This window comes from Streptomyces sp. KR80, assembly GCF_052245555.1.
Lineage (GTDB): Bacteria > Actinomycetota > Actinomycetes > Streptomycetales > Streptomycetaceae > Streptomyces.
The window spans coordinates 77,348-88,023 of sequence record NZ_JBQQCD010000022.1; the positions used below are offsets into that span (position 1 = coordinate 77,348).

Here is a 10,676-nt window from a genome sequence, read left to right on the forward strand (position 1 = left end):
CTGCCTTTCCCCTGCGATACTCCCTTCGGGTGACAAATGCCACAAACAGGTCTAGGCCGAACGGGTGACCGTTGAGATCACCTCTGAAGCGGCCCAGCCCAATGACCCCGGAGTGCTTCGGCGCCGGTTGTGCAGGCCGGGCCGCTACCGATCCGAGCGGCTGATCAACGGCGACTGCGCCAGGGCTCGGCGGGGCACCGCGTCCGCGGAGGACTACGCCGCCTGGGCGTCCAGGCGCGCTCCGAACTCACGGACCACCGGCTCGTCCCGGAAGGGATCCAGCCGCTGCTGCAGGTCCTCCAGGTATTCCGAGCCACGGTTCGAGCGCAGACCGCCCAGGATCTCCAGCGCACGCGCCCCCGTATGGCACGCCAGCTCGATCTCGCGCTGCTGCACCTGCGCCGTCGCCAGCAGCACCAGCCCGATCGCACGCCGCCGGGCGCGCGACGCGGGGTGTCCCGCCAGCGCCTCCTCCGCCTGCCGTCGGGCGGCGTCCGCCTGGCCGAGGTCGCGGTGGCAGTGAGCCAACTCGTCGGCCAGATACGCATGGTTGAAGTGAGCGATCCACACCGGGTCGTCCCCCGACCCCGACCCCGAACCGCCGCCGGATGCCGGCGCCGGTTCCCCCGCCCGGTCCATCGCCGTGACCGCCCGTCCCGCCACCACCTGGAACGCCCGCGCGTCTCCCATCAGGGCATGCCCGCGCGCCTCCGCCGCGTAGAACATCGCCTGCGCCCGCGGTGGCACCTGCCCCCGTGCTCCCTCCTGTGCGGCCCGCGCCAACTGTGCGATCTCGCGCGGGTTTCCCAGGGACGCCGCGAGATGACTCATCCCGGCCGCCAGGACGTACCCCCCGTACCCCCGGTCCCCTGCCGCCTGCGCGAGCCGTAGCGCCTGGATGTAGTACCGCTGCGCCAGGCCGGGCTGGCCGGTGTCGACAGCCATGTAGCCCGCCAGCTCGGTCAGCCGCGAGACGGCCGAGAAGAGTTCACGCCCCACCGACTCCCGGTACGACCCGGCCAGCAGCCCGGAGACGACACTGTTCAGGTAGTGCACGACCACCGGCCGTACGTGCCCGCTCCCGAAGCGGTGGTCCAGTTCGACGAGCGCATCCGTCATGGCCCGTACGGCCTCGACGTCCGAGCGCCCGACCCTCGCCCCCGTCGTCCGCGCGACCTGTGCGTCCGCACCCGTGATGAGCCAGTCGCGGCTCGGCTCGACGAGCGCCGACGCCGCCACCGTGGAGCCGCTCAGAAAGTCCCGCCGCCCCACGTCGCTCCGCCACAGCTCGCAGACCTGCTCGATGGCGCCGACCACAGTGGGCGAGAACTGGAGCCCGACGCCGGAGGCGAGGTTCTTGCCGTTGGCCATCCCGATCTCGTCGATCGTGACCGTCCGCCCCAGCTTGCGGCCCAGCGCCTCGGCGATGATCGCGGGCGCCCGCCCGCGCGGCTGCTGCCCGCGCAGCCAGCGGGCGACGGACGTCTTGTCGTAGCGCAGATCGAGGCCGTGCTCGGCGCCGCACATGTTGACTCGGCGGGCCAGACCGGCGTTGGAGCAGGCGGCTTCCTGAATGAGCGCCTGCAGCCGTTCGTTGGGCTGACGCGCTACGAGTGGCCTGGCGGCCATGGGCACTACCCCCCTTTGTCGACGCAAGTGATCTCTGCCCCGCCGCCATGTCGCGAATACCTGGTATTTCGTCTGTTCACAGTCTTCTTGGACATGAAGCGGTGACATCCCGATGACTCGTGCGCAAGGTGCCGCAGTACGGACTACCCGCCATTGACCGGCCGTCCGCGTGCGCGCCCCCGCCCGTGCACCCGTGCGCCCCGCATGCCGAGACGTTGGCCCGCGGCATCCGCCACCGGCCCCGTAACCCTTGGTCACAACAGAAGTTGTGATGAACGTGGAAGAGACCTTCGGAGTCATCGGCACTGGCACCCCCGGGATCACCCGAGACCCACGGATCCCTCAGCAGCGCGGAGCCCCGCTGCCCGACACCGCGGTGCGATACGCGGAGGAGCGGCACTGGGACGTCGTCCCCGGCACCTGGCTGGAGGCGGCGAACGGAGCCGAGTGGTGCTCGTGCGGGGACACCGGCTGCCGTGCCCCGGGCGCGCACCCGGCGCGGCCGGACTGGGCGGCCCAGGCGACGGGCAGTGCCGCCGTGGTGCGGCGGATGTGGGCGAAGCAGCCGCGCGCCTCGATCCTGCTGCCGACGGGGCGCACCTTCGAGGCGCTGGACGTGTCGGAGGCCGCGGGGTGCCTCGCGCTGGCCCGGATGGAGCGGATGGAGGTCCCGCTCGGGCCGATCGCCTCCACGCCGAGCGGGCGGATGCTCTTCTTCGTGCTGCCCGGTGCGGCGGTGAAGGTACCCCAACTGGTCAGGAAGCTGGGCTGGTTGCCGAGCACGCTGGATCTGGTCGCGCGGGGCGAGGGCGACTACGTGGCGGCGCCGCCGACCCGGGTCGGCACGCACGGCTCGGTGCAGTGGGCGCGGCAGCCGACGGTGGCGAACCGGTGGCTGCCGGAGGTGGAGGAGCTGATCAGCCCGCTGGCGTACGCCTGCGCCCGCGAGGCCGCGACGGCCCGCCGCCGCTGACGCTCCCCGCCGCGGGGCGGCTCAGGGGCTTCGCCGCATCGCCGCGTAGAGGACGCGCAGCGTGAGGACCGCGCTCACCGCCAGGAGGTTGTAGCCGAGCAGCGGGAAGAGCTCCAGACGGGAGGTCACATGAGGGCCGTGGCCCGTGCCCAGGACCAGGAGGAGGACGGCCATCAGGCCGGTGCCCGCAGCCAGGAGCGTCACCAGGAGTTGGTGGACCAGGCTCGCGACGAAGCGGCGGTCGCGGGCGTCGGCCAGGAATCGGACGCGGGCGGTGAGGCGGCCCTGTTCCAGGGACGCGGTGATGCGTTCGGCGCGACGCGGCATCCGGCGCAGCATCGGGAGCAGGGGCAGCAACTCCTGGGCGACGGCGCGCGCCAGGGCCGCGCCGTCCAGGGGCTCGGGACCGGGCGGGCTGGTGACGTCGTCGTACGGGGCGCCGGTCCACGTCGCGTAGGTGTGGACCGCATGGGACGCCAGACGGCCGGCGGGGGCCGCCGTCAGCCGCTCCGTGACCACGGCCGTGGCCACCCGGCGCGCCTCGCCCACCAGGTCGAAGCCGGGCGAGATACGGGCCAGTGTGCCCTCCAGCGTCGCCAGCGCACGGAAGACCCCCGCGACCTCCGGTGGCACCGCGAGGCCGAAGCGGGTGAGCAGGCGGAAGAGGGCCGGGAACAGCTCCGCGTCGGGCCGGCTCGACGGCCCCAGATGACGGGCCATGAAGCGGCCCACCTCGCGTTCCAGGACCAGGGCGTCGAGGGCCGGTGCGCCGTCGTCGGCGTCCTGGCGGGGGCCGAGGAGTTCGAGCAGGCCGTCGCACATGCCCGCCGGGTCGCCGCGGTCGACGGCCAGCAGTACGTACTGGATGGCGTCCCGCACCGTCGGGTCGATCCGGCCCACGGATCCGAAGTCCAGCAGTCCGATGCGGGCACCGCCGCGTCCGGCGTCGGCGAGGAGCAGCATGTTCCCCGGGTGCGGGTCGGCGTGGAAGACGCCGTCGCGCATGATCTGACGGAGCATGGCACCCAGCACCGTACGGGCGAGGGCGTCCCGGTCCAGGCCGCGGGCGTCGGCCCTCGCCCCTGCCCGCTCCAGCGTCACCCCGTCCAGCCACTCCTGGACCATCACGCGTGCCGTGGACAGCTCGTGATGAACCGCGGGTACGCGTACGGGCGCGTCCGGCGCGCGGCCGTCGCAGGCCGCGGCGACGGCGTCCGCGTTGCGCGCCTCGATGCGGAAGTCCAGCTCCTCGCGGACCGCGACAGCGAAGCCGTCGGCCAAGTCCCGTAGTCCCAGGCCCTGTACGGAGCGGGCCCGGACGTGCAGTCCCTGAGCCATGGCGAGGACGATGTCGAGGTCGCGCTCGACGGATTCGCGGATCCCGGGCCGCTGCACCTTGACCGCGACCGTGGAGCCGTCGCGCAGGGTCGCCCGGTGCACCTGTGCGATGGAGGCGGCGGCGAGCGGTTCGTGGTCGAACTCGACGAAGACATCGGTGAGCGGAGCGCCGAGTTCCGCGCGCAGCACGGCCTCGACCTGGTGCCAGGGAGCCGGGGGCACGTCGCTCTGCAGCCGGCTGAGCTCCTCGATGATGTGCGGGGGCAGCAGATCGCGGCGGGTGGAGAGGACTTGGCCGAGCTTGATGAACGTGCCGCCGCACTCCTCGAGGGCGAGCCGGAGCGAGCGGGCCGCCTCACGGCCGGCCTCGTCGGCCCGCGCCGCGCGGTCGAGGCTGGCCCGCCCGCTCACGTAACGGCCCAGGCCGTGGCGCATGAAGACCCGGCTGATCTGGGAGTAGCGACGAGCGCGGGTGAGCCGCCGACGCACGGCCCGGGTCCACTGCATGGGGCGCGGCCAACTGCCGGACGGCACCGCGATCTCGACGAGAACGAGTACGGCCATGGCGGCCACGAGCGAGATCGTGAGGGAGACGGTGGCGAGCGCGGTCTGGCTCTCGTGGTCGCCGATGCTGCGGTTGACCATCTGGAAGGCGGCTCCGCCGGCGGCGCAGGCGATCAGGGTGCGCAGTGCGCCGAGACGGAGGCCGAGCAGCCGACGCGCGCCGACCGAGATCCCGGTGAAGAAGACGCTGACGGCGACGACGACGGCGAGCGCCGTGACGAGCCAGTGGGTGGCTTGCTCGACGGCGGTTGCGGTGGTGGCGGCCTGCTGCAGCGCCTGGGGCGGCATGGTGGCGGTTCCTCCCGGCGAAAGCGGGTCACGGCCGGTCGGATACGGCTGACCGGTCGCATCGGTCGATGATGGCGGGCGGGCGGTGCGGTGCGGCGGGAGGCACCGCGCCTTCGGGATGCCCTCCCCGCGCGACCGTGCGCGAGCGACGCTGTCCGGGGCCGCCCCGCCCGGTGAGAGTGACCGGTCGGGCGACGATACGGGTCCGCAGACCGCAGCGCCCAGCGGCCTGACTCCCCAAGCGTCGTCAGGATGGCAGGGAGCCTATGGCATCGCGCCACCGCCGTGCGTGCGACATGGCGCCGCCGTGGGGTGCGCGACATGACGCCGTCACCGTCTGCCGCCGCGGCCGGCCGGCCGCGCCCGCGGGGTGGCACAGGGCCCGACCGCGGCCGAACCCGCGCCCTGCGGGCGCGGGTTCATTCCACGTGAACCGACCGCAGAAAGGGTTCCAGTGCGGCGCGCCAGCCCGCCGGTTGGTCGTAGTGGAGGAGGTGACCTGCGTTCGGGATCTCCGCGTACTCGCCACGCGGCAGGACGCGGACCATCTCCTGCGCCTCCGCCCGGCCCAGCTCGCCGTCCACGCCCCGTACGACCAGCGTCGGGCACTGGACCAGGGCCAACTCCTCCCAGTGCGCGTCGTGCACCCAGGTCTCACGGGACGCCAGCATCTGGCGGCGGGAGAAGACAGGGCGCCAGCCGTCGGCGCGCTCGGCCATCACCTCCGCGTAGAAATCGCCACGCGAGGGGCGGGGGCGCTCCAGCCAGGGGTCGTCCTCACCGAACCACTTGCGGACGTCGGCGAGGGTCGCGAAGGGCAGCGGCCAGGTCCTGAACCATTCCTTCCACTCCTGCTGCGACTGTGCGCCGAGCGCCGAGGCGCGCATGTCGCAGATGACCAGGGCACGTACGAGCTCGGGGCGGCGGGCGGCGAGCTGCCAGGCCGTCAGCGCTCCCATGGAATGACCGATGACGGTGACCGGGGCGAGACCGAGTTGTTCGACGGCGGCCTCCGCGTCGGCGACGTACGCCTCGCGCGTGTACGGCCCGGCGGCAGGCTTCTCGCTGCGGCCATGGCCACGCTGGTCGAGCCCGACGGCCCGGTGCCTGGCGGAGAGCCAGCGGGCGGTGCTCGCCCAGTGGGAGGCCCGGCCCATCAGCCCGTGCAGCAACAGCACCCCGGGCGTCTTCCCGTCCTCCCGGGAGTCCTTGGGGGGGTCCGCGAACTCCCAGGCGGCGAGCCGTACGCCAGCGGCTCCGGTCACATCGATGCGCCGCACCATGTGTCCTGGCACCCCCATTCCTTCCGGACGCTCCGCGTCGTCAGCTGCAGGGTCCTCGCATACGTGCTGTCCGTGGTCGTCCACAGACACATTATCGAACTCGCATTCGAATGTGCGGCTCTGGCGTGCAACACCGCTCGTTCGAGTGACCACGCACCAGGATTGACGGCCTGTCACACGGGGAGACAGCTACCGGGAGGCGGGCCTCACGGGGAAGGAGGTCCGCGGGGAACGACCCTGAGAGCTCGGGGCTCCGGGTCGCCAGGGGGGCGGCGGGGCCCCGGCTGCCGATCGCACCGATCGCACCGGGGCCCTTGCCGCGGCCGACGCTCGGCGGACGGGCCAAGGTGGTGACGGCGGCCGCGATGGTGGCCGGGTCGCGGCGCGCGGCCGCGCAGGGTCCTGCTCCGGCGGTACGGGGCCGCCCGCTGCCGCTCCCACTCCACGCACCCATCACAGCCCCCTCCCCAAGCCCGGGCGGGTGGCCGTGACAGCCCCCCGGGCCTCCTCCGCGACAGCGTCGCACGCCGGGGTCAACTGCGCTGCCGTTCCGCCGTGTTCACCCGAGAACCCGGAGCAGCCCGGCCCGTGGCCGAGCGCCCGGGAGCGCGCCGTACGGCGGCCGACTCCCACGCAGCGCTGCTGGACTCACCGGGCCGTGAGAAGCCGCGTGAGCAGCCAGGAACGGGGGACGGAACCACGGACGGGGCGTGAGGACAGCGGGAGGTGGGGGGAGGTTTCAGCGCTTGGCGACGAAGACATGCGAAGCGATGTCGGCATCCAGCTCCGCGGCCTCACCGCTGCTGCCCACCAGGATTCCGCCCGCGGATTCCGTCACGCTCACCACGGACCCGGGCTGCACCCCGGCCCGCCGCAGCGTGTACATCAACTGGGCGTCCGTCTGGATCGGCTCGCCGATCCGCCGCACCACGACCGTCTTGCCCTCGGCCCCCGGGTCGAGGTCCACCAGGCTCACCATGCCGTCTTCCAGGAACGGGTCCACCTCGGCCTTCTCGCCCAGCTCCTCCAGGCCCGGGATCGGGTTCCCGTACGGCGACTCGGTCGGGTGCCGCAGCAGCTCCAGCACGCGGCGCTCCACCGCCTCGCTCATCACGTGCTCCCAGCGGCAGGCCTCCGCGTGCACCTGCTCCCACTCCAGGCCGATCACGTCGACGAGCAGGCACTCCGCGAGCCGGTGCTTGCGCATCACGCGGGTCGCCAGCCGGCGGCCCTCCTCCGTGAGTTCCAGGTGACGGTCCCCGGCGACATTGACCAGACCGTCACGCTCCATGCGCGCCACCGTCTGGCTGACCGTCGGCCCGCTCTGGTCGAGGCGCTCCGCGATGCGGGCGCGCATGGGGACAACACCTTCCTCTTCCAGCTCGAGGATGGTGCGGAGATACATCTCCGTGGTGTCGATCAGTCCGGACATGCGTGCCCCTCGATGTGTCGTGCCGTGGCCCTGGCTTCAATTCTGACGCATCTCACCGACAAGCGGACCCGTCCCGCCAGGTGCGGTATTGACAGGGCCCGGGTCCGGACCCCAACGTGATCCGCGCCACAAGGTACATACCTATGGGCCCGACGGGCCCGGTACGTGCAGCTGGCGGACGCGCAGATGGAACCCAAGTCCCTCATGTCACTCCCGTCCCTCACGGAAAGGCCTCAGCGGCGATGAGCGAGAGCAAGCTGGCCGGGCAGTTCTTTGACTCCGCGATCGAACTGCTGCGGCGGGTGCGCGACGCGGAAGCGGAGAACATCACGACCGCCGGAACCATGATCGCCGACACCGTTGCGAACGGTGGCCGTCTCTTCACCTTCGGCGCCGGGCACTCCGCGCTCCCCGCGCAGGACGTGGTCTACCGCGCGGGCGGGCTGGCGCTGATGAACCTGCTGGCCGTGCCTGGTGTGGTGGGCATCGACGTCATTCCGGCGACGCTCAGCAGTGCGCTCGAGCGGGTGGACGGCCTCGCCACGGCGGTCCTGGACACCAGCCCCGTACGCGCCGGCGACATGCTCGTGATCATCTCGCTGTCCGGACGGAACGCCCTGCCGGTGGAGATGGCGATGCACGCGAAGTCGCTCGGGCTGAAGGTGATTGGCGTGACCTCGGTGGCGTACGCGGACGGCACGCAGTCCCGGCACGTGTCCGGCACCTTCATGAAAGACCACTGCGACCTGGTCCTGGACAGCAAGATCGCGGTCGGTGACGCGGAGCTGACCGCCGAGGGCATCGACGCACCCTTCGCGCCCGCCTCGACGGTGGTGACGAGCGCGGTGATGCAGGCCGTCATGGCGTCCGCGGCGGGCGAGCTGGCGGCGCGCGGGATCACGCCACCGCTGCTGCGCTCGGCGAACGTGGACGGGGGGCAGGAGTGGAACAGTCGGCTGATGACGGAGTACGCGGACCGGATCTTCTTCCGATACGAGTAGCTTGCCGCCGCGTAGCGCGCCGCCCGAGCCGCTCCGCGTCAGGACAGATGGCGGGCGAGGTCGAGGGCCGACGCAATGCGGGATGCCACGTCCTCGGCGTAGTCGGCGTCCGCCCGGTCGAAGGGGCGGCGGCCCGACGAGCGTAGGAAGGTCGCCACGCCCAGCGTGCGGGCGCGGCTGCGAAGCACCACGCACAGGGCGTGGACCGAGTCGTCCGGCCACTGCCGCGCCCGCGCCCACTTGCGGGCCTGCTCGGGCATGAGGCCGGCCGCACCACCGCCCTCCAGACTCGAGCTGGCGCGGACGGAACCGGTGCGTTCGACGGCCTGGAGAGCCGGGTGCCCCTCGACGTAGCGCACGGGGATGGCGCCCGGTGCGATCGTGGAACACGGGCCGCCCGAGCCCACGGGCGTGGCCGCGGCCCGTACCAGGCGGACCGGATCGTCGTCCGTCGCGAGGTCCAGCAGCGCGTGGTCCGCGAAGCCGGCGAGCGCAAAGTCCAGGAAGACCGTCGCGGCCTCCAGCGGGTCCTCGCACTCGGCGGCGGCCCGGCTCGCCCGGTGCAGCTGGTTGCCGCGGAAACGCAGCACCGAGCTCTCCTGTTCGAGCTGCTTGGACTCGGTGACGTCCTGGAAGAACCAGCCGACCCCCAGGGGCACCGGCTCCTCCGCGAGCGGTGACGCAAGCCGGACGAAACCGCTGCGCCAGCACCGCCGTGCCTCCGCCTTTCCCGCCCCCGCCGTCGCCGCGCTCCGCGCCGTCCGCGCGGTCCGCTCGGCCCTCGACGTCTGCGCGGTGCCCGTCGTCGCCGCCTTCTGCTCCGGAATGTCCGCGGCGCGCAGCGTCACCCACAGATCGGTGGGCGCGGGCGGTGCGCCCTCAGCCAGCACATGCTGGAGTGCGCTCTCCAGCTCCTCCACCCCGTGCGACAGCAGCTCGCCCAGGGGGCGCCCGAGTACTGCCGTGCGCCCCATGTTCAGGGCGCGCGCCGCATAGGCGTTGGCGACCGTCGGGCGCAGGTCGGCGTCGATGAGCACCACGCCCCACGCCGCATCCTCGAACAGCGCCTCGCTGAGCGCGATGGATCGCTCCATGTCGATCTGGGCGTGCACCTCGCTGAAGGCGCAGTAAACACCGGCGGGACGGCCGTCGGCGCCGCGCACCCCCGCGAACTGGGTGCGGACCAGCACCCGCCCACCGTCCTTGGTAAGCAGCGCGAACTCATGCACCTGACGACCCGTGGTGCCCATCGCGGCGAGCAGCCGCCCCTCGACCTCGTCGGCGTCCGCGGTACGGACCGCCCAGCCCGCGAGCCCGTGGCGGCCGACGGCCTCCTCGGCGGCCCAGCCGAGGATGCGCTCGGCCTCGCGATTCCAGTGGGTGATCACGCCGTCGGCGTCGAAAGCGCACAGCGCGGCGTCCATGCCGTCCAGCAGCGCGGCGAGCAGATCGGAGTCCTCGCAATCGGGCGGAGTGGGCTGCGAGGTCGCGTCGCCCGCGGCGCCGGGTGCGTCCGTGGGACCGGAAGGCCGGGAAGCAGTCACCTGGCACCTCCTTGCTGGACGTGGCTGCTGCACGTCAGATCATTGAACTGGAACGTGACACAGCCCACACCATGTTCCCAGAAATCGGCTCTATCTCGGGACCGTCGCGAGACAACGACGAGATCGAGGGCAGATTCGCGGGACGTATCGGAGTAACGCTGCTTCAGTGGCGGTCTCATCGAGGCCGGCCTTCGCTCAGATGGGACCACACCGGTGCCGTGGCGTACGACGGGTGCCACCAGGCGTGCCCACATCGTCACAGCATGTGGGAGCCGGTCCCGGAACTCGTTGCGCTCCGGAGAATCGGGTTGTGCAGGTCGAAAGCGGTGCCTAACGTATGGCGCACACAAGAAGGGAGGTGGTTCGGCAGATGTATCGAAACCGGACGCGTGAGGTGACTGCGGGCTAGGAGTCCGTCGTCGCGCTCAGCGCACCGCCGGACAGCGCGGGAGAGATCTGCGCAGCCGGCCAATCCCACGCAGTCACCCGGCCCGCGAGCCGCCGGTACGTCCGACCGGCCCCCTGCGCCTCTGGGCGCGGGGAACAGGCTCGCGGGTCGTCTGCGTCGCCGCTCGCCGCGGAGGCCGCTCCGCGCCAGACCCGCCCCACCGGCGCGTGCTTCCC

At 72.4% G+C, this 10,676-nt stretch carries 8 protein-coding genes; 2 read left to right on the forward strand and 6 right to left on the reverse strand.

What is annotated here, in order from left to right:
- Positions 1–213: 213 nt before the first annotated feature.
- A complete protein-coding gene (locus ACTWQI_RS25520) occupies positions 214–1,629 on the reverse strand; it encodes a transcriptional regulator (protein WP_443274084.1) in 1,416 nt (471 codons plus the stop codon).
- Positions 1,630–1,906: 277 nt separating this feature from the next.
- On the opposite strand from ACTWQI_RS25520, the gene ACTWQI_RS25525 reads away from it, so the two are divergent.
- Positions 1,907–2,602: a bifunctional DNA primase/polymerase gene (locus tag ACTWQI_RS25525; RefSeq protein WP_443274092.1), complete on the forward strand. Its 696-nt coding sequence runs from the start codon at positions 1,907–1,909 to the stop codon at positions 2,600–2,602.
- Positions 2,603–2,623: 21 nt separating this feature from the next.
- Here the strand turns inward: ACTWQI_RS25525 and ACTWQI_RS25530 are convergent, their stop codons facing one another.
- From ACTWQI_RS25530 to ACTWQI_RS25540, 3 genes are all read right to left on the reverse strand, one after another.
- Positions 2,624–4,792 carry an ABC1 kinase family protein gene (locus tag ACTWQI_RS25530; protein WP_443274085.1) on the reverse strand — a complete coding sequence of 723 codons (2,169 nt, stop codon included), beginning with the start codon at positions 4,790–4,792 and terminating at the stop codon, positions 2,624–2,626.
- 419 nt (positions 4,793–5,211) lie between these two features.
- Positions 5,212–6,075 carry an alpha/beta fold hydrolase gene (locus tag ACTWQI_RS25535; RefSeq protein ID WP_443274093.1) on the reverse strand — a complete coding sequence of 288 codons (864 nt, stop codon included), beginning with the start codon at positions 6,073–6,075 and terminating at the stop codon, positions 5,212–5,214.
- 739 nt (positions 6,076–6,814) lie between these two features.
- Positions 6,815–7,507, reverse strand: a complete 693-nt coding sequence (locus ACTWQI_RS25540) for a metal-dependent transcriptional regulator (protein ID WP_443274086.1) — start codon at positions 7,505–7,507, stop codon at positions 6,815–6,817.
- A 242-nt stretch (positions 7,508–7,749) separates the two neighbouring features.
- On the opposite strand from ACTWQI_RS25540, the gene ACTWQI_RS25545 reads away from it, so the two are divergent.
- Positions 7,750–8,508, forward strand: a complete 759-nt coding sequence (locus tag ACTWQI_RS25545; RefSeq protein WP_443274087.1) for an SIS domain-containing protein — start codon at positions 7,750–7,752, stop codon at positions 8,506–8,508.
- A 38-nt stretch (positions 8,509–8,546) separates the two neighbouring features.
- Here the strand turns inward: ACTWQI_RS25545 and ACTWQI_RS25550 are convergent, their stop codons facing one another.
- Positions 8,547–10,052, reverse strand: coding sequence for a PAS domain-containing protein (locus ACTWQI_RS25550; RefSeq protein WP_443274088.1), 1,506 nt, complete (start codon positions 10,050–10,052; stop codon positions 8,547–8,549).
- 405 nt (positions 10,053–10,457) lie between these two features.
- Positions 10,458–10,676 (reverse strand): hypothetical protein (locus ACTWQI_RS25555; protein WP_443274089.1); only part of this gene is annotated, 219 nt, incomplete at its 5' end.

Coding starts and splice junctions, on each gene's coding strand:
- ACTWQI_RS25530 (WP_443274085.1), bottom strand. CDS start 4,792: ATGCCGCCCCAGGCGCTGCAGCAGGCCGCCACCACCGCAACCGCCGTC.
- ACTWQI_RS25520 (WP_443274084.1), bottom strand. CDS start 1,629: ATGGCCGCCAGGCCACTCGTAGCGCGTCAGCCCAACGAACGGCTGCAG.
- ACTWQI_RS25535 (WP_443274093.1), bottom strand. CDS start 6,075: ATGGTGCGGCGCATCGATGTGACCGGAGCCGCTGGCGTACGGCTCGCC.
- ACTWQI_RS25540 (WP_443274086.1), bottom strand. CDS start 7,507: ATGTCCGGACTGATCGACACCACGGAGATGTATCTCCGCACCATCCTC.
- ACTWQI_RS25545 (WP_443274087.1), top strand. CDS start 7,750: ATGAGCGAGAGCAAGCTGGCCGGGCAGTTCTTTGACTCCGCGATCGAA.